Consider the following 19,563-nt stretch of genomic DNA (forward strand, 5'->3'; position numbering starts at 1 on the left):
CATTCTATTGCGCCGAAGGCCGTAATCAACGGCTTACGCTAAAAATGACAACATTGTCATTATCCTGTCACCGGGCAAACAGGATGATTTCGTTAGAGTAACCCTGGTAACACTCTGGACTTCATTGGAATCATTTACCAGGTCTGCCTGGACGAGAAGCGTTATGTTCACCTTAAAACGACTTAGCATCAGCACAATTTTCCTCCTTGCAGGCTGCGTCTCCCTGGCACCTGAATACCAGCGCCCCGCGGCACCGGTCCCGCAGCAGTTTTCACTGTCTCGCAACGGTCTGATGCCCGCAGCGCAGAATTATCAGGACAGCGGGTGGCGCAACTTTTTTGACGATCCGCAGGTGACAAGGCTGATCGCCGAGGCCCTGAGCAATAACCGCGATTTGCGCATGGCGGCCCTGAAGGTGGAAGAAGCCCGTGCTCAGTTTAACGTCACGGATGCAGACCGCTATCCGCAGTTGAATGCGTCGTCAGGTATTACCTACAGCGGCGGGCTGAAAAGTGACAAGCCGACATCACAAGAGTATGACGCGGGCCTTGAGCTTAGCTACGAACTCGATTTTTTCGGCAAGCTCAGGAACATGAGTGAGGCAGACAGACAAAACTTTTTTGCCAGCGAAGAAGCCCGCCGGGCGGTACATATTCTGCTTGTCTCCAGCGTGTCGCAGAGTTATTTCAGCCAGCAGCTGGCCTACAAACAGCTGCGTATTGCGCGCGAGACGCTGAAAAATTATCAACAGTCTTATGCTTTTGTAGAGCAGCAGCTGGTGACGGGCAGCACGAACGTCCTCGCGCTGGAGCAGGCTCGTGGACAAATCGAAAGCACCCGCGCGGAGATTGCCAAAAGAGAGGGCGAGCTGGCGCAGGCCAATAATGCCCTGCAGCTTGTGCTGGGCACGTATCGCGCGCTCCCGGCAGAAAACGGTGCGAGCGATAGCGCTCTGACACCCGTAAAGCTGCCGCCCAATCTGTCATCAGACATTCTGCTTCAGCGCCCGGATATCATGGAGGCGGAGTATCAGCTGAAAGCGGCTGATGCCAATATTGGCGCTGCGCGAGCCGCTTTTTACCCTTCAATTTCGCTGACAAGTGGACTTTCAACAAGCAGTACGGCGTTATCCAGCCTGTTCACACCGGCGAGCGGAATGTGGAATTTTATTCCTAAAATCGACATTCCAATTTTCAATGCCGGAAGGAATAACGCCAACCTGAAGCTGGCTGAAATTCGCCAGCAGCAGTCGGTTGTGAATTACGAACAAAAAATTCAGGCTGCATTTAAAGACGTTGCTGATGCACTCGCCCTGCGTGACAGCATCAGCAAGCAAATTGATGCGCAGCAGCGTTATCTGGATTCACTGCAAATTACTCTTCAGCGCGCCAGAGGATTATATGCCAGCGGTGCGGTGAGCTATATCGAAGTGCTTGATGCAGAGCGCTCTCTTTTCGCCACACAGCAGACCCTACTCGACCTGACCAATTCCAGACAGGTGAATGAAATTAATCTTTACACCGCGCTGGGTGGCGGCTGGGTTGAATAACTTATTTATCATTTAACAGGACAATGAATATGCGTAATTCCATTAAAGCCGTTGTATTTGGTGCTCTCTCTGTGATGTTTTCTGCTGGCCTTCAGGCTGAAGTTCATCAGCATGGTGAAATGGCTGCTGCCAGCGACGCCGCTTCAGAGCAGGTGATTGAAGGAACCGGTATTGTGAAGGACATTGATCTCACCAATAAGAAAATCACCATTTCTCATGATGCTATCCCGGCGGTGGGTTGGCCCGCGATGACCATGCGTTTCACCTTTACCCAGGCTGACGAGAGTATCACGGCGTTAAAAGTGGGTAGCCAGGTTAATTTTTCGTTTGTGCAGCAGGGCAATATCTCTTTACTGAAGAGCATTAAATAGCGAGAAATGGCATGGCGTCTTTTAAAATAAAATATGCTGCAATGATTATTTCCAGCCTTATAGCAGGCGGGCTGATTTCAGTGACGGCCTGGCAGGCGATGCATTCAGTGGATCAAACAGAAAAGACAGTACCCGAGCGAAAGGTACTTTTCTGGTATGACCCGATGAAACCAGACGTTAAATTTGATAAACCCGGTAAATCGCCTTTTATGGATATGGACCTAGTGCCAAAATATGCGGATGAAGACGACGAGAAAAGCAGCGTCGGTATTCGTATTGATCCGACACAGGTTCAGAATCTGGGATTAAAAACGCAAAAAGTCACGCGAGGCAAGCTTAATTATTCCCAGACCATTCCGGCCAACGTCAGCTATAACGACTATCAGTTTGTCATTGTGCAGGCACGCGCTGAAGGTTTCGTTGAGAAGGTGTACCCGCTGACAACGGGCGACCATGTGAAGAAAGGCACGCCGCTGATTGATATCACGATCCCGGACTGGGTCGAAGCGCAGAGTGAGTTTTTGCTGTTATCCGGCACCGGCGGAACGCCTACCCAGATTAAAGGGGTGCTTGAGCGGCTGCGGCTGGCAGGCATGCCAGACGACGATATACAAAGGCTGCGCGCAAGCCGAACGATTCAGACCCGATTTACCATTAAAGCCCCCATCGACGGGGTGATCACCGCGTTTGACCTGCGCACCGGAATGAATATTTCAAAAGATAAAGTGGTGGCACAGATTCAGGGGATGGACCCCGTCTGGATCAGCGCAGCCGTCCCTGAGTCCATCGCGTATCTCCTGAAAGACACGTCGCAGTTTGCTATTTCCGTACCGGCTTATCCGGACACATCTTTCCCCGTTGAAAAATGGAACCTTCTGCCGAGCGTGGACCCGGCCACTCGCACGCTGCAGGTGCGCCTGCAGGTTTCCAATAAAGATGAACATCTGAAACCGGGTATGAATGCCTATCTGAAGCTGAATACCCAAAGCCAGGACATGCTGCTGATCCCGTCTCAGGCCGTTATCGATACCGGCAAAGAACAGCGCGTGATTACGGTCGATTCGGAGGGGCGTTTTGTGCCGAAGCCGATCCACGTGCTGCACGAATCTCAGCAACAGTCCGGTATTGGTTCAGGCCTGAATGAAGGGGAGTCGGTGGTGGTCAGCGGCCTGTTCCTGATTGACTCGGAGGCCAATATTACCGGTGCGCTGGAACGCATGCGGCATCCTGAAAAACATGACGACGCGCATGCTGGTCACTAAGGAGACGACGATGATTGAATGGATTATCCGGCGGTCAGTCGCCAATCGTTTTCTGGTGATGATGGGGGCGCTGTTTCTCAGCGTCTGGGGAACCTGGACCATCATCAACACGCCGGTCGATGCCTTGCCCGATCTGTCTGATGTTCAGGTCATTATTAAAACCAGCTATCCCGGCCAGGCTCCGCAGATTGTTGAAAACCAGGTGACGTATCCGCTCACCACCACCATGCTGTCGGTGCCGGGCGCAAAGACCGTGCGCGGGTTTTCCCAGTTCGGTGATTCCTACGTGTATGTCATTTTTGAAGATGGGACAGATCTCTACTGGGCCAGGTCACGCGTGCTGGAGTATCTGAATCAGGTGCAGGGTAGACTGCCCGCCGGGGTAAGCGCTGAAATCGGGCCTGATGCCACGGGTGTGGGCTGGATATTTGAGTATGCGCTGGTCGATCGCAGCGGAAAACACGATCTCGCGGAACTGCGATCTCTTCAGGACTGGTTCCTCAAGTTTGAACTGAAAACCATTCCGAACGTGGCCGAGGTGGCGTCGGTCGGCGGCGTGGTGAAGCAGTATCAGATTCAGGTTGATCCGTTAAAACTGGCCCAGTACGGCGTAAGCCTGCCTGAGGTTAAGCAGGCCCTGGAATCGTCCAACCAGGAAGCAGGGGGCTCATCCATTGAAATCGCGGAAGCGGAGTATATGGTTCGCGCCAGCGGTTATCTCCAGACCCTTGATGATTTCAATAATATCGTCCTGAAAACCGGGGAAAACGGGGTCCCCATTAATCTGCGTGATGTTGCTCGCGTTCAGACGGGGCCGGAAATGCGACGCGGTATTGCCGAACTAAACGGGCAGGGGGAAGTCGCCGGAGGCGTCGTGATCCTGCGTTCGGGCAAAAATGCGCGTGAGGTCATTACTGCGGTGAAAGATAAACTGGAGACGCTGAAGGCCAGTCTGCCGGAAGGCGTTGAGATTGTGACCACCTACGATCGCAGCCAGCTAATCGACCGGGCCATTGATAACCTGAGTTCAAAGCTGCTTGAAGAGTTTATCGTGGTGGCTATTGTCTGCGCCCTGTTCCTCTGGCACGTCCGCTCTGCGCTGGTCGCCATCATTTCTCTGCCGCTCGGCCTGTGCATTGCCTTTATCGTCATGCACTTCCAGGGGCTGAACGCCAATATTATGTCGCTGGGTGGGATCGCCATCGCCGTCGGCGCAATGGTGGATGCCGCCATTGTGATGATTGAAAATGCGCATAAACGGCTTGAGGAGTGGGATCATCAGCATCCTGGAGAGCATATTGATAACGCCACCCGCTGGCAGGTGATCACCAACGCCTCCGTGGAGGTTGGCCCCGCGCTGTTTATCAGCCTGCTGATCATCACCTTATCGTTCATTCCTATATTTACCCTTGAAGGACAGGAAGGACGGTTGTTTGGCCCGCTGGCCTTTACCAAAACGTACTCCATGGCTGGTGCAGCCGCGCTGGCCATCATTGTTATTCCTATTCTGATGGGGTGCTGGATCCGCGGGAAAATCCCTGCGGAAACCCGTAATCCCCTGAACCGGCTGCTGATTAAAGCCTATCACCCGTTACTGCTCAGGGTGCTCCACTGGCCTAAAACTACCCTGTTGGTTGCGGCGTTATCCATCTTCACGGTTATCTGGCCTTTAAGTCAGGTGGGAGGTGAGTTTCTGCCGAAGATCAATGAGGGCGATCTGCTGTATATGCCGTCGACCCTGCCGGGCGTCTCTCCGGCAGAAGCGGCGGCGCTATTACAGACCACGGACAAGTTAATCAAAACCGTCCCGGAAGTGGCTTCCGTGTTTGGTAAGACGGGTAAGGCTGAAACCGCAACAGATTCCGCGCCGCTTGAAATGGTTGAAACGACCATTCAGCTCAAGCCGGAAGACCAGTGGCGGCCGGGCATGACGATTGACAAGATTATCGATGAACTGGATCAGACGGTTCGTTTGCCGGGGCTTGCCAATCTCTGGGTGCCGCCCATCCGTAACCGCATTGATATGCTCTCAACCGGGATCAAAAGTCCGATAGGGATCAAGGTGTCGGGTACCGTTTTGTCGGATATCGACGCAACGGCGCAGAGCATTGAGGCGGTAGCCAAAACCGTGCCGGGCGTGGTCTCAGCACTGGCTGAACGTCTGGAAGGGGGGCGCTACGTTGATGTGGATATCAACCGTGAAAAAGCCTCCCGCTACGGCATGACGGTGGGCGATGTGCAACTGTTCGTCTCCTCCGCCATCGGCGGCGCGACGGTAGGGGAAACGGTAGAAGGCGTGGCCCGGTATCCGATCAATATCCGCTATCCGCAGGATTACCGGAACAGCCCGCAGGCGCTGAAGGAGATGCCGATCCTGACGCCGATGAAGCAGCAAATCACCCTTGGCGATGTGGCAGAGATTAACGTCGTTTCCGGTCCAACCATGTTGAAAACGGAAAATGCCCGTCCCGCCAGCTGGATTTACATTGATGCGCGGGGCAGGGATATGGTGTCGGTGGTAAACGACATTAAGACAGCCATCAGCCAGAAGGTAAAACTGAGGCCGGGAACCAGCGTGTCATTCTCTGGACAGTTTGAATTACTCGAGCATGCCAATAAAAAACTGAAGCTGATGGTGCCGATGACGGTGATGATCATTTTCATTCTGTTATATCTGGCCTTCCGTCGCGTGGACGAAGCCTTGCTGATTCTGATGAGCCTGCCGTTCGCACTGGTTGGAGGGATATGGTTCCTGTACTGGCAGGGCTTCCATATGTCTGTCGCAACCGGAACCGGGTTTATCGCGCTGGCCGGGGTAGCGGCAGAATTTGGCGTGGTGATGCTGATGTATTTGCGTCATGCCATTGAAGCGCACCCGGAGTTGTCACGTCGTGAAACGTTCACCGAGCAGGGGCTTGATGACGCCCTTTATCATGGTGCCGTGCTGCGCGTGCGGCCAAAGGCGATGACCGTTGCGGTGATCATTGCCGGTCTGCTGCCCATTCTGTGGGGAACCGGTGCGGGTTCTGAAGTCATGAGTCGGATCGCGGCCCCCATGATCGGCGGAATGATTACGGCGCCGCTGTTATCGCTGTTTATTATTCCTGCTGTGTACAAGCTCATCTGGCTGCGAAGGCATAAAACGGCGACAGCATTTGCTGAAGATGACAGGGAGCACAACACCTGATGAATTAGCTATTCAATAACCTATTCACACAGCGATTCACAATAATGACAGACCGTTCTGAAACGATACGACAGCTGCTGAGGCAAGGCCCTACATCAGTAAGGCAACTTACTGATAGTCAGCCAACCATCTCGCGAGCGATGAAAGCGCTTGGTGATGAGGTTGTTCGAATTGGCACCGGTCCATCTATTCACTATGTGCTACGCGATGCGTTTCGGGGGTTCAGTTCGGCCCCCATTTACCGCATAAATCTTGCGCCAGCCTACGACATTCTGCCTATGGGGTTTGCGCCTAAGTCAGGTGGCGAAATAGTGAATACACTTCGTCCGGCAACGCTACTTGATGCGATCGGTGGGGAAACCTGGCGTGAAGCGTTGGAACTGGCGGAGCGATTTTATGCTTTAGCCCGCGATTGCGACCGTTTCTCTGCCAGCTTTGCACCTTGTTTGAGGGCGTTACGCGCACATCTTGACGAGGCGAGGTCAAGGATATCGCGCCTGGGATAATGAGTATAAATCCCGCCAGTTTATGGCGGGTTTTTTAGGGGAAATGGTTAGCGAGGCGTGTGAGCTTCACGAGTCTGGATGATTAGCTTGCGCCAGGCTCGATTATGCAGAGTGAATAACAGCATTTTATAGAAAGACGTAGAAAGAATGCAGCAAGCTGCGTCTTTATCTGTTGCAGTTGAACCGGGCTGGCTTTGCTGATACTGGCAGCCACCTCGTTACAGTGTTGCAGGCGACGGGATAAGACTTTAAACATTTAAATACTCGGCATTTAAGTAGAGAGTGGGTATGTGACCATAATATTCAATTTAACATAATATACATTATGCGCACCGACATAGATTAAGGCAAAATCCAGCATTTCATGGTCATCCTTTCCTTGTCCTCGTCAACGAACGTGCCCAAACCCACATTACCAGGCATCGAATCCACCATAATCACGCTCCGCTTCTATACTCCGTATTTCACCGCTACTTACTGGAGGCTCAAATGTTTGACCATGTTAAATTTGGCGTAAGTGATTATGAAAAAAGTAAAACCTTCTTCCTCGAAGCCCTTCGGCCGCTTGGCGTAAACATTATCGATGAAGGCGCACCAGACTACGGTGTCGAAATGAGTTCCGGCGATGTTTCACTTTGCCTGTATCAGACACATGATAAGCCAGCACCATTACATATCGCCTTTGTCGCAACAACGCGTCAGCAAGTTGATGACTTTTACAATGCCGCGCTGCGTACGGGCGCGCAAGATAACGGCGCGCCGGGATTACGATCTTACGGCAAAAATTATTATGCCGCGTTTGTCATTGCGCCCGATGGTCATAATATCGAGGCAGTTTGTCATGCCCTTGAAAGCGGCTCATTGGACTGACACTACCGCGACTTCGGTGATCTGCATGCATGATTCCACTTGATTTTGCATGATAATGCCTGTTATGTTTAATTTCATCGCAAAAAAGAAATTATCGTGCAATAACATGCATCATCACTCACAGAGGTAGATATGACTCAACAGCTGATTTTAATCGCCGGACCCTATCGTAGCGGCACGGATGGTATTCAGGAACGTATCGATGCCAATCTGGCAAGATTGGAAAACGCAGCGCTTGCGGTGTACGAACGTGGGCACATCCCGGTCATTGGTGAATGGCTCGCCCTGCCGCTGGCGAAGGCCGCAGGGTCAACCTCGTTGCATGATGAAATCAGTGAAGCGATGCTTTATCCCGTTGCCCATCGCCTCATTGGTAAATGCGACGCGATTTATCGCATCGAAGGTGCTTCAAAAGGCGCAGATATGGATATTGAGGTCGCGCGCAAGCGTGGTCTTCAGGTCTACACCAGCTTAGAGAGCATTCCTCAGGCCTGACGGAATACCCATCAGCGTTCGTAGCAATCATTGATGTCCTGCGTGAGTTCATTCGCGGTGACCAGGACATTATTAAAGCGCAGCCCCTCAACGCCCGATACTTTCCCAAACTCGGTGGCATCGACGGAAATATTGTCCAGCGTTAACCCGCAGACAGGACGGTCCGGATAGCCTTCGATAAAAAACGCACGAGAGAATAAGTTGCTGTCTGTACGGCGCGCGGTGATATTGCTAAGCGTCAGATGGCTCACTTCAGTCAGACCCGCCTCTCCTTCTACTCCGTCAGCCAGTTTGCGCCAGTGCTCAGGCTTATCCTGCAGGTTGCCACTATCACCGTAGCTGTACTGCGGGAACCAGTTCAGTTGGATAAGAATGGGGAAACGCACATTCTGGAGCTGCATATTCCGCACCGTGACGTGGCGGATAAACCCGCCGCGATTGCGGGCTGATTTAATGCGAAACCCAACCCCCGTGCCGTTAAAACGGTTGTTTTCGATCAGTACGTGCTCGATCCCACCGGAGGTTTCACTGCCCAAGGTGATGCCGGATCCCTTGTTCAACACGCATTCCCGAATGACAATGTCCCTGGCCGTACGGGCTTTTTGCGCGGCCTCGCGCCCGCGGCCCGCCTTAATACAGATATTGTCGTCATTGCAAGAAACCGTACAGCGCTCAATTCGAACCTGTTCGCAAGAATCAATGTCGATTCCATCGGTGCTTGGTCCCGCAGAATTAATGATACTCAGGTTCTCGACTGCAACATCGCGGGAATAACAAAGGTGAACATTCCAGAAACCGGACTCGCAGCTGGTGAAATCCTTGAGCAGGATATTCGTACTTTCATACACCAGAACATTGCGGGGACGCTGGCAATCATAGTCCACCACCCAGCGTAAACCGTTAGCGCTGTAGTCCCCAACCATGCCGCCGTGTTCATCATCTCCCCAGAATCGCTGCCACCAGATCCGCCCTTGCCCGTCGAGGGTACCCGTTCCGGTGAGGCTTACGTTCTGCGCGTTAATCACGTTGATCATGCCTGCTGGCCACCGCATATCAATGCCGGCAACCCGAGTGTCGATTAAGGGGTAATCGTCAAGGTGCTGGCTGCCTAAAAGCACCGCGTCTTGCGCAAGATGCAGCGTGATATCACTTTTAAGAAAAATGGCGCCGGTAAGATAACGGCCTGCAGGGATCACCACGCTGTCGCCAGGCTGCGCTTTCGCAATAGCCTGCTGGATAGCCGTCGTTGAAATACGTTCAGCACTCGGATCTGCACCGAACGTTAAAACTGAAATGTCTGCCATGGAATCCCTTATACTGTTGAAAATCAGCAGTATAAGAACTCGCTTAATCAATAACCTTTACCGCAAGGACAGCCTGACCAAAAAGCTGGCAGAAAAACGGTTATTCATGTGTCCGATCAGAGGTTTTAACGATCGTCACGCCCTTCTCTGTTATCGCATTTATCCAGGCCCGATCCGTGCCATCTTCCACAACCATCGTATTCGCCAGCGACACCTCGCCAATCGCAAATGACGAGGCGGTATTAATCTTTTCAGGAGAAGCCAGCACAATGGTCTCCGCGGCTCTGCCGGAAAATGCACGTTTGATGCATGCCTCCTCGAAATCGCCGGTCGTCAGCCCTGCCTCCGGGTGAATGCCCGTCACCCCCATAAAGAACAGATCCGCATGTATGTTCCCAATGCCTTCGATAGCTGCCGCACCTACGGTGACAATCGAGTGCTTGTACAGACGTCCGCCGATCAGGATAACGTCAATCAAAGGGTGCTCGACCAGACCCAGCGCAATACTCGGGCTATGCGTGACGACGGTAATCTGCAGGTCTGGGGGCAAAAACGTGATTAACTCAGCGGTGGTCGTGCCACCGTCGATAATCACCACTTGTCCTGCCGAAATAAGCTGAGCGCCCTTTCGGGCAACGTTTTTCTTCGCATCCATTTTCACGGTTTTACGCTCGGCAAAGGGTACTACCGCCGACGATGCCGGCAGCGCACCGCCGTGCACGCGCTGCAAACGCCCTTCTGCCGCCAGCTCGCGGAGATCGCGCCGGATGGTGTCTTCAGATACTGAAAAATGGACGCTGAGTGCCGTCGACTGTACCTGACCTTCCGCTTCGAGTTTTTCCAGAATCAATTGTTTTCGCTGACTGGTGAGCATCGGACTTTCCTGATGTTGCATGTTTTATCTTGAGGGTGCACGATAGTGCTGTTTATGATCTTAACTCTACGTAAGGAGAGCCGAACGTGCAATCAAAACGCGCAGATATCCGCATTATCGAGAGCGAAACCCTATCTGATAACTGGTACATACTGAAAAAATTTACCTTTGATAAACGACGCCGCGACGGCGAGTGGCAGCGCCAAAGCCGAGAAGTGTACGACCGGGGCAACGGAGCCACCATACTGCTCTACAATCGAGACAAAAAAACGATCATCCTCACCCGCCAGTTCCGCTTTCCGGTCTTTATCAACGGTCATGAAGGCGCTCTGATAGAGGCCGCTGCCGGGCTGCTCGACAATATGGATCCTGAAAGCCGTATCAAAGCGGAAGCCGAGGAAGAGACCGGGTTTACGGTGTCGCGCGTAGAGAAAATTTTCGAAGCCTATATGAGCCCTGGCTCGGTAACGGAAAAACTCTATTTCTACCTGGCGGAATATCACCCTCTGGATCAAACCGGTAAAGGTGGCGGAATCAAGTCAGAGGGAGAAGATATCGACGTGCTTGAGGTGACGCTGGACGAGGCGCTCCGCGGCATTGAGACCGGCCAAATCGTAGACGGCAAAACCATCATGCTGATTTACCACGTCGCCCTGAAAGGGATCTTATAAACATCGCGTTGTCAGATACCTGCCGCTGGCGGGTATTTGGCTGTGCTATTCTTCCTTAATCCCGTGAAATGGAGCTGCGAACATGGCCGACTGGAATCCTTCTCTTTACCTGCAATACGGCGCGGAACGCACACGCCCTGCCGCCGAGCTTCTGGCGCGTGTTCCGTTGGATGGGGTGACCACCGTCGTGGATTTGGGGTGTGGTCCGGGCAACAGTACCGCATTGCTGAAGCAGCGCTGGCCATCGGCACACATAACAGGGGTGGATAACTCTCCCGCCATGCTGGAGGAAGCGCGCAGCGCGCTGCCTGAATGTCACTTTGTCGAGGCAGACATTCGCCAGTACACACCACACCAGCCGCTCGATGTGATTTACGCCAACGCCTCTTTGCAGTGGATCCCGGACCATTACGATCTGCTGCCGCACCTGGTTTCGCTGCTTCGTCTGAATGGCGTGCTGGCGATTCAAATGCCCGACAACTGGCTTGAACCTACGCATGTTTCAATGCGCGAAGTGGCTTACGAACAAGGCTATCCCGACCGTGGCCGTGAGCCGCTGCCCGGCGTGCATGCCTACTATGATATTTTGACGGAGGCCGGGTGCGAGGTGGATATCTGGCGGACCACCTATTTCCACAAGATGAGCTCGCACCAGGCCATTATTGACTGGGTCAGCGCCACGGGATTGCGTCCGTGGCTGCAGGATCTCAACGAAAGCGAGCGAAAAGCCTACCTGAAGCGCTATCAGGAACTGCTGGAAGAGCAGTATCCGCTCCAGGAGAATGGGCAGATACTGCTGGCGTTTCCACGGCTTTTCATCGTCGCTCAGCGTCAACCCTGAGGTGGCGTTCAGGAGCGGGCTTCTTTCAGAAGCTGTTGAATGACCTGCTCCTGTTTGTCGTAGTTACCCTCGCCGAATGAGGTATAGCGTAGCTGTCCTTTGGCATCAAAGAAGTAATGCGCGGGCCAGTACTGGTTTCCAAATCTGTTCCAGATTTGATACTGATTATCCGCCACCACCCGGTACGGGAGCTGCCATTTATTGACCGCATTTTTTACGGACGAAAGCGGTTTTTCCCATGGATATTCTGGCGTGTGAACGCCAATCACCACGAGTCCCTGAGACTGGTATTTGTTGGCCCAATCCCGGACGTGGGGAAGCGTATGCTGGCAGTTAATGCAGTCCCAGGTCCAGAAATCGATCAGAACCACCTTCCCTCGTAGTGACTCAGACGTGACAGGGTCACCATTTAGCCATCCGGTGCCGCCGCTCAATGACGGTAATTCACTGCTCGGCGCGCTCTCCACCACCGGCTGCAATTTCACGGTTGAGGTCGACGGTTTTGCCAGGTTTAACAGTGAGTTTTCGAGCCGATCGGCGATGCCATTTGCCCCTTTTAAGGCCGACGTCATCCCCGTGACGTTGAATGCCACCGCGGCCAACATCACTGCACCTGCCGCCTGACGCAGTCGTCCCATGAGCGCCGATTTCGCCCTTAACGGCTGAATCAACTTACGGCCTCCGGCAACAAGCAATCCCAGCATCAGCGCGCATCCGCTTCCGTAGGCGATGAGCAGCGTTCCGGTGGTAAGGGGCGAGTGACCCGCGATATTGATGCTGAAGATCGCGCCAAGAATGGGGCCCGCGCAGGGAGACCAGAGCAGCCCGACCGCTAGCCCGGCCAGAAATGCGGCAGACATCCCACGCGTTTGTCCGCTTCGGGTATTCAGCACATTGCCGATATGGACCGCGGGTGTGGCAATACGCTGAGCAATCTGCGGAAAAATCAGCGCAAGGGCTGCAGTGGCCAAAATCATGAGTGCAATCCAGCGCCCTACCAGGGTGGCTTGCACGATCCACTCGCTGGCAGCCGTGACGGCCAGGGCCACCAGGGTGAACATCACAACCATGCCCGCGAGAAGCGCCGCGACGTGTCGCCGCTGCCCCTGAAAGCCAGCAAACAGCAGCGGAATAACGGGGAGCGTACAGGGGCTCAGCAGGCTAATCATCCCGCCTAGAAAAGCGATAATCAGAAACATAACGACCTCACATAACAGATTGGCTGCGTAGCTGCAGTGAGGTTATTTCAACGTACTGATGTGTTCAGATGATGTGCAAATCTGCGCGATTTGTCTGCCACCGTATCCGTATGGAACGCAGATACAAAGCCGTACAATCAACGGCGCGGCAGCGCGACGGAAACCTCCAGTCCCCCTTCGGTGCGATTCGCCAGGTGAAGTTTCCCGTCCAGCTGCGCGGTGAGCTGCGCCGCGATGGCAAGGCCAAGCCCGGTACCTCCCGTATCGCGGTTACGGGACGTTTCAATACGATAAAAAGGCTGTAATACCGCATCAAGTTCGGCATCAGGAATTCCCGGCCCGCCGTCTTTGATATGGATAACAACCTGTTCTGCCTGAGGCTCAATTTCAATCTCGGCGTAATCACCGAATTTAAGCGCATTGTCCAACAAATTGGTCATTACCCGCCGCAGCGCCTGGGGGCGAGTGACGATGGGCAGCCTTTCGTCGCTTGCCTGAAACTGCACGTTCTTACCGATGTCCTGATAATCACTGGCAAGGGTGTTTATCCAGGCGTTTAACTCCATCTTCACCGTGGCTTCTTCCAGAATTTCTGATGAGCGGGCATAGGCAATACCCTCCCGAACCAAACGCGACATGCTGTCGAGGTCGTTAAGCAGCTTGTCACGAAGTTCAGGTTGTTCGGCCATTTCAACGCGCAGCTTCATACGGGTTATCGGGGTCTGCAAATCGTGTGAAATGGAAGCCAGGATCTGCCCGCGCTCGCGGAGGTAAGCCTGAATGCGGGACTGCATGGCGTTAAAGGCATGCGCGGCGCGCTGCACCTCGATCGGCCCCTGCTCGGGCATGGCGGCATGTGATGACGGGTCAAGGGAGTCGACCGCGCGAGTAAACTGCGAGAATGGCCGTACCACCTGACGCACGGCTACCCACGAACAGGTGGCCAAAAGCAGCAGTTGTAAGATCAGCACCACGGGTAGCCAGCTGGCGACCGGCGGCATGCGGGGAATGAGATCAATCGTAAGCGGCGCACCATCGCTTAAAGTGATATGCGCCTGAATGTGCGACACCGGCCCGGCAACGGCCGTAAAATAAAGGGGGTAGTCTGCAGAAAGCGTCTCTTTGAGGGTGCGCACAGCATCTTGCGACCGCTTGTCCTGCGGGGCCGCACCCGGTTCGCCCGGCCCAAGAATATAGCGGTAATTTCCCCGGTCAAGCCGCGCCAGCCAGGCCGGACGTTCATTCGCCGGAAGACGGTCAAGAATGGCGACACTGGTAGCAACATCATATTCCAGGTTACCCAACATCACCGTGCGGGCGCTGCGCATGCGCTCCACCATAACCAGCGTCAGGCTGAGCGCATTAGCCAGTAGCAGCCCAACCAGCATAATAATCAGCAGCCGGGTCAGCAGCGATCGCGGCCAGAGGCTCATTCATTAACCTCCTTAATGGTCACCGGCATGGTGAAAACGTAGCCTTCACTACGAACGGTTTTAATGTAGGCCGGCGTTCGCGCATCTTCATTCAGACGCTGGCGGACGCGGCTCACCAACAGATCGATCGAACGTTCAAACAGTTCGGCATCTCGCCCCTGAGTCAGGTTCAGCAGTTGGTCGCGCGTCAAAACGCGTTGGGGATGGTCAAGGAAAACGCGCAGCAGGCGATATTCCGCACCGCTAAGCGCCACGATCGTGCCTTCCGGGTCGATAAGATGACGAGCAACGGTATCGAGCTGCCAGTCGCCAAACTCAACCAACCGCCCTGCTTCGGTGACCTGCAGATTGGGCGGCATCGTGCGAAAACGACGCATAATGGCTTTGATGCGTGCCAGAAGCTCGCGGGCAACAAAGGGTTTAACCACGTAATCGTCGGCGCCCATTTCCAGCCCCAGGATCCGGTCCGTCTCCTCGTTGCGGGCCGTCAGCATCAGTATCGGCAAATCTTTATGCTTGCTGCTGCGCAGCTGTCGACACAGCGTCAGACCGTCTTCGCCCGGCATCATCACATCCAGCACAACCAGGTCGACGTGCTGTTTATTAAGCGCCGCATGCATCTCTTTCCCGTTCGCCGCGCCGGAGGCGTGATAGCCGGATTTAATGAGATAAGCGACAATCAGTTCACGAATATCCCTGTCGTCATCGACGACAAGGATATGATCAATATGCTCCACCGCAAGCTCCAGAATGAAGGGTAACGGATTGAAAATAGCACATTTTAAAGCGCGTCAGCGTCGACGACCGCTTTAACGAAATCCTGCGGATCTTCCTGGGGAGGATTGTGCCCGACGGTGGCACCAAAGGTTCGGTGCTCATATTTTCCGGTAAATTTGCTGGCATAGGCCGCGGGTGCAGGATGCGGCGCGCCGTTATTACCGCCCTCAATGGTGATCGTAGGCACGGTGATGTTCGGCAGCGTTGCCAGTTTCTGCTCGTAGCGGTCGTATTTATGCTCCCCTTTCTCCAGGCCTAAACGCCAGCGGTAATTGCTGAGCGTTACGGCAACGTGGTCTGGGTTATCAAGCGATTTGGCGCTGGCGTTAAATGTGGCCTCACTGAATTTCCAGTCCGGTGATGCCTGGGTCCAGATCAGACGCGCGAAATCATGGGTATTTTTAGCATAGCCTTCCGCGCCGCGTTCGGTTGCGAAGTAGAACTGATACCACCACTGAACCTCGGCTTTCGGCGGCAAGGGCTGTTTGCCTAAGGCCTGGCTACCGATCAGATAACCGCTCACCGAGACCAGCGATTTAACGCGCTCAGGCCATAAAGCGGCGACGATATCCGCCGTGCGGGCCCCCCAGTCGTAACCCGCGAAAACGGCCTGCTTAATGTTCAGCGCGTCCATCAGGTTAAGAACGTCTTTCGCCATGGCGGAAGGCTGACCGTTACGCGGTGTTTTATCCGAGATAAACCGCGTGGTGCCGTATCCGCGCAGTGAAGGCACGATAACGCGATAGCCGTTTGCCGCGAGTGCGGGCGCCACTTCCGCATAGCTATGAATATCGTAGGGCCAGCCGTGTAACAAAATCACCGGCTGGCCGGTTTTCGGTCCGATGTCGACATAGCCGACGTTGAGATCGCCAGCGTTAATCTGCTGAGGGTGATCAAATGCCGAGGCGAAGTCGTTGCCCGTGGCTTCCGCCTGGCAGGACATGACTGTGCCAAGAGAAACGGTCAATGCAAGAGTCGAGTAAGCGAGTTTGCTAAACATGTTGATATCTCCGGTTGTGTACATTTCACGGGGATATAACAACATGTCACTGTATAGCGGATATGTGCGAAAGCGGGTTTATTGCAAGCCTGTGTATGTATCCGGGACGCTGATACAGTGTGATACAAACACAGGCGATTTGACGTTAAAGGGTTATGCGGTATCGGACGTAATCGTCAGCCTCACCATATTTATCATACAGTTTACGCGCCGGGTTGCTCTCCCGTGTGACCCAATACAGTTTTGACCACCCTTCGCGCTGGCCTTCCGCAATCAAGGCAGCTATCAGCGCCTTTCCTGCTCCCGCCCCGCGCTCTGCAGCATTCACAAACAGATCTTCCAGGTAGCAGATGGGGGCTGTCGACCAGGTACCTTCATGCAGAATACACATCGCGAAACCGATAACCTGTCCATCCTTCTCTGCGACCCGGCAAAATAGGGGTGAGTTATCTGAGAGCGCCCTTTCCCACGTCGATGCGGTAACAGATTCATCGAGGTAGCAATCATAAAAATGGGTATAGCCATCCCACAGCGGTCGCCACTGGGAATAGTCATCTGCGCGCAACGATCTTACCGTGACAGCCATGTGTTCCTCACATTACAACGTGATTGCCATTTCAAAACAGCGTAAATCAGCACCCGCCATACGCGAGTGATGATACTTTTCGCCCAGCGTGACAAAACCGAGCTTATGATAAAACGACCGGGCGTTTGGCGTCGAATCGAGCAGCAATCGCGTAATTCCACGGCTGCGGGCTTCGTTGATCAGTGCCTCGACGATCCGTGTCGCCATACCTTTACCGGATGCTGAAGGTAAGGTGAATATCGCCTCCAGGCTATGCGTATCAAGATCGAGATAACCCGTCGCCGCGATGTCACCCTTTTCATCTTCCACCACATAAAAGGGGTAATCTGTGACCATTTTTCGATAGTGTTCGGGCATAAGGTCGGGCGTCCAGCGCGCAATCACATCCGCGTCGTAACTGGTTTTACAGCCGTGACGGATCGCCTGATTGCGAATATCCCAGAGTATTTCGGCTTCCTGTGGTTTAGCTTTTCGTAACGTCATACCTCCCCTTAACGGCTTTTTAACCGGATTTCACGTGCCAGTCTGGCAAGACGCTGAGTGCGACAATAGAGGGTAAACAGCACAAAACCTCTGCTATTCATCACCACCCGGCAAAGTAACAAGGCGAAGCATGCGATGACTATTGGCCAAAGGCTTCCGCCATGAGAAAACAGGAGATGTAGCGCCTGAACGAGGGTCATGACCAGTAGGATGATGAACAATGCCATAACGCCCAGCAAACCTGACGTCACCCCTCGGGCAAGAAGCACGCTACTAACAATGAGCGTGACAAGGATTATCAATGATGGTACGAAAAAACTCAGTGCATGATGTAAAGGCGACAACCCCTGCAACGTGTGGAGAAAAGGTAGAAGATTTAACGCAAATGCCACTAAAAACAGAGGTAACAGCGCCGCTATCGGGTACGGGTTTTGACGTGGAAGTTCGTCGAGAGGACGAGAAAAATACCGTTCCAACTCGGGAGTGGAATGATTCAAAAGACGAGTATCACGACGAGCAACAGCTTCCTTTATCTCTTTGCCATGCTGCAGGAGATCCTGGAATACACGTCCGGTTAAAAAACTCAGAAATCTCATCAGAATACCGCCAGAGAAAAGCACAACTCATTAGAATGTGATAATGATGAAAATACCAGAACGCAAACAAAAGCATAACGCTTAAATATGGAGATCCGCGGATGACGATACCGACGCTTACGACAGAACGCCTGCTGCTGAAACCGCTGGTTGCTGAAGATGCCGTCCAGATTCAAGAGCTGTATCCGCGCTGGGAAATCGTACGCTATATGGTTTCTTCGGTGCCCTGGCCCTACCCGGAAAACGGTGCGGAAAGCTATGTCAACAACGTGGCGCTGCCGGATATGGAAAAAGGGATTGCCTGGTTCTGGAGTATCCGCCGTCGTGAAGCGCCGGATCGGCTCATGGGAATTATCTGCCTCTACGATGTCGAGGATAACAACCGAGGGTTCTGGCTGGCGCCGGAGTTTCAGGGGAAAGGGTTTATGCGTGAGGCCAGCATTGCCGCGACGGACTATTGGTTTAACACGCTCAACAAACCCGTTTTACGCGCCCCGAAGGCTGCCGCCAATAGCCGCTCCCGACGTATTTCAGACAGCAGCGGCATGCGGTTAATCAGAACGGAAAAGAAAGCCTACGTCAGCGGAATGCTGGATTCCGAGTTATGGGAGATCACCCGTGACGAGTGGAATGCCCGTCAGGTCAGCTGATAGTATTTATCCGGGAACAACCTTTCCGGAATGTTCTCTTCATCGTTCATCTGCAGCAGATCGCGTTCCATCATGTTGCAGATGGCGTCCAGCGGCAGATCGTTATCTTCGGTGCCAAACGGATCTTCGAGCTCTTCCGCCAGCGTATCCAGCGAGATAAAGGTATAGGAAATCAACGCGGAGACGAACGGCGTCATGTAGTGCAGATCCACAACCAGTGCAAACGGCAGCATGATGCAGAACAGATACACCGTGCGATGCAAAATCAGGGTGTACGCAAACGGCACCGGTGTTGTCGCAATGCGCTCGCAGCCGGACAGGACAATCGACATATCGTTCAGACGGTTATTCAGACTGTGGAACAGGATATCTGACAGCTGCCCGTTACGACGCCGTACGGCAAGCCACTCCCCCATGATCAGTAAAATGCGGTTCGCCGGAGAGTTGGCGTCCATCACTTTACGTAAATCTTCTGCCGCCAGATAAGGTGAAAGCTGTTCTGCGTTTGTTTCCCGGCGCAGCGTCATGCGTAAACAGTTGGCAAAGGCAATTTGCAGGCGCACAAACTCACCCAGATGTTTATCGTCGGGTAAGGTGTTTTTTACCTCGCGAAACAGCGAGCGTGCCGCTATCATCAGTTGCCCCCAGAGTTGGCGAGCCTCAACGTAGCGCGAATAACAGGCGTTGTTTCTGAAACCGAGAAAGATTGCGATCGCCACGCCAAGAATGCTAAACGGTGCGACGGTAAATTTGATGCCAAGCGAGGTATACCACGGCAGCATCAGGATGACGGCGATGGAAAGCAGGAAGTTGAGTAACAAGCGGGTGTAGATTTTCGGCAGAACCGAACCGTGCCAGACAAATATCAGTTGTAGCCAGTGCTGTTTAGGACGAACAATCATAGTCAGT

Annotated in this window: 19 protein-coding genes; 9 read left to right on the forward strand and 10 right to left on the reverse strand. The window is 53.5% G+C overall.

Annotation, left to right across the window (positions count from 1 at the left end; all coding sequences use genetic code 11):
- Window positions 1-163: 163 nt before the first annotated feature.
- The 6 genes from AC2T6E_RS02135 (at window position 164) to AC2T6E_RS02160 (ending at window position 8,240) form a co-directional block, all read left to right on the forward strand.
- Window positions 164-1,549: an efflux transporter outer membrane subunit gene (locus tag AC2T6E_RS02135; protein WP_486690378.1), complete on the forward strand. Its 1,386-nt coding sequence runs from the start codon at window positions 164-166 to the stop codon at window positions 1,547-1,549.
- Window positions 1,550-1,578: 29 nt separating this feature from the next.
- Window positions 1,579-1,920, forward strand: a complete 342-nt coding sequence (cusF, locus tag AC2T6E_RS02140) for a cation efflux system protein CusF (protein ID WP_010431222.1) — start codon at window positions 1,579-1,581, stop codon at window positions 1,918-1,920.
- 11 nt (window positions 1,921-1,931) lie between these two features.
- A complete protein-coding gene (locus tag AC2T6E_RS02145) occupies window positions 1,932-3,182 on the forward strand; it encodes an efflux RND transporter periplasmic adaptor subunit (RefSeq protein WP_486690380.1) in 1,251 nt (416 codons plus the stop codon).
- A 10-nt stretch (window positions 3,183-3,192) separates the two neighbouring features.
- Entirely contained in the window at window positions 3,193-6,369 is a 3,177-nt protein-coding gene (gene silA, locus AC2T6E_RS02150; RefSeq protein WP_486690382.1) for a Cu(+)/Ag(+) efflux RND transporter permease subunit SilA, read from the forward strand.
- Between the two features lie 995 nt (window positions 6,370-7,364).
- Window positions 7,365-7,745 (forward strand): VOC family protein, encoded by a 381-nt coding sequence (locus tag AC2T6E_RS02155; RefSeq protein WP_278435890.1) that lies wholly within the window; start codon window positions 7,365-7,367, stop codon window positions 7,743-7,745.
- Between the two features lie 132 nt (window positions 7,746-7,877).
- A complete protein-coding gene (locus AC2T6E_RS02160; RefSeq protein ID WP_010431180.1) occupies window positions 7,878-8,240 on the forward strand; it encodes a TIR domain-containing protein in 363 nt (120 codons plus the stop codon).
- A gap of 11 nt (window positions 8,241-8,251) precedes the next feature.
- Here the strand turns inward: AC2T6E_RS02160 and AC2T6E_RS02165 are convergent, their stop codons facing one another.
- Both AC2T6E_RS02165 and AC2T6E_RS02170 read right to left on the reverse strand, forming a co-directional pair.
- Window positions 8,252-9,544, reverse strand: a complete 1,293-nt coding sequence (locus tag AC2T6E_RS02165; protein WP_278435889.1) for a glycoside hydrolase family 28 protein — start codon at window positions 9,542-9,544, stop codon at window positions 8,252-8,254.
- 100 nt (window positions 9,545-9,644) lie between these two features.
- Window positions 9,645-10,418, reverse strand: coding sequence for a DeoR/GlpR family DNA-binding transcription regulator (locus AC2T6E_RS02170; protein ID WP_431642663.1), 774 nt, complete (start codon window positions 10,416-10,418; stop codon window positions 9,645-9,647).
- 86 nt (window positions 10,419-10,504) lie between these two features.
- On the opposite strand from AC2T6E_RS02170, the gene AC2T6E_RS02175 reads away from it, so the two are divergent.
- Together AC2T6E_RS02175 and tam are read left to right on the forward strand one after the other, a co-directional pair.
- On the forward strand, window positions 10,505-11,089 hold the full coding sequence (locus tag AC2T6E_RS02175) for a GDP-mannose pyrophosphatase (RefSeq protein ID WP_486690386.1): 585 nt from the start codon (window positions 10,505-10,507) through the stop codon (window positions 11,087-11,089).
- Between the two features lie 82 nt (window positions 11,090-11,171).
- Window positions 11,172-11,930: a trans-aconitate 2-methyltransferase gene (gene tam, locus AC2T6E_RS02180; RefSeq protein ID WP_486690388.1), complete on the forward strand. Its 759-nt coding sequence runs from the start codon at window positions 11,172-11,174 to the stop codon at window positions 11,928-11,930.
- A gap of 8 nt (window positions 11,931-11,938) precedes the next feature.
- On the opposite strand, the gene AC2T6E_RS02185 is transcribed toward tam, so the two are convergent.
- The 7 genes from AC2T6E_RS02185 to AC2T6E_RS02215 form a co-directional block, all read right to left on the reverse strand.
- Entirely contained in the window at window positions 11,939-13,129 is a 1,191-nt protein-coding gene (locus AC2T6E_RS02185) for a cytochrome c biogenesis protein/redoxin (protein ID WP_108417460.1), read from the reverse strand.
- A gap of 137 nt (window positions 13,130-13,266) precedes the next feature.
- Window positions 13,267-14,562: a sensor histidine kinase gene (locus tag AC2T6E_RS02190; RefSeq protein WP_108417461.1), complete on the reverse strand. Its 1,296-nt coding sequence runs from the start codon at window positions 14,560-14,562 to the stop codon at window positions 13,267-13,269.
- The gene (locus AC2T6E_RS02195; RefSeq protein WP_042718094.1) at window positions 14,559-15,299 is read right to left on the reverse strand and encodes a response regulator; all 741 of its coding nucleotides are present in this window, start codon (window positions 15,297-15,299) and stop codon (window positions 14,559-14,561) included. Before AC2T6E_RS02195 ends, AC2T6E_RS02190 begins: the two co-directional genes overlap by 4 nt.
- 44 nt (window positions 15,300-15,343) lie before the next feature.
- Window positions 15,344-16,339 (reverse strand): alpha/beta fold hydrolase, encoded by a 996-nt coding sequence (locus AC2T6E_RS02200; protein WP_486690392.1) that lies wholly within the window; start codon window positions 16,337-16,339, stop codon window positions 15,344-15,346.
- 145 nt (window positions 16,340-16,484) lie between these two features.
- On the reverse strand, window positions 16,485-16,925 hold the full coding sequence (locus AC2T6E_RS02205) for a GNAT family N-acetyltransferase (RefSeq protein ID WP_108417463.1): 441 nt from the start codon (window positions 16,923-16,925) through the stop codon (window positions 16,485-16,487).
- Window positions 16,926-16,937: 12 nt separating this feature from the next.
- Window positions 16,938-17,408, reverse strand: coding sequence for a GNAT family N-acetyltransferase (locus AC2T6E_RS02210; protein WP_108417464.1), 471 nt, complete (start codon window positions 17,406-17,408; stop codon window positions 16,938-16,940).
- An 8-nt stretch (window positions 17,409-17,416) separates the two neighbouring features.
- On the reverse strand, window positions 17,417-18,004 hold the full coding sequence (locus tag AC2T6E_RS02215; protein ID WP_126816506.1) for a hypothetical protein: 588 nt from the start codon (window positions 18,002-18,004) through the stop codon (window positions 17,417-17,419).
- A gap of 101 nt (window positions 18,005-18,105) precedes the next feature.
- Between AC2T6E_RS02215 and AC2T6E_RS02220 the strand changes: the two genes are divergently transcribed.
- Entirely contained in the window at window positions 18,106-18,654 is a 549-nt protein-coding gene (locus tag AC2T6E_RS02220; protein WP_100166656.1) for a GNAT family N-acetyltransferase, read from the forward strand.
- Here the strand turns inward: AC2T6E_RS02220 and AC2T6E_RS02225 are convergent.
- Window positions 18,642-19,556 (reverse strand): bestrophin family protein, encoded by a 915-nt coding sequence (locus AC2T6E_RS02225; protein ID WP_108417468.1) that lies wholly within the window; start codon window positions 19,554-19,556, stop codon window positions 18,642-18,644. The two genes, AC2T6E_RS02220 and AC2T6E_RS02225, sit on opposite strands and share 13 nt — an antisense overlap.
- Window positions 19,557-19,563 lie beyond the last annotated feature (7 nt).

The organism is Enterobacter sp. B79-1 (genome assembly GCF_057444735.1).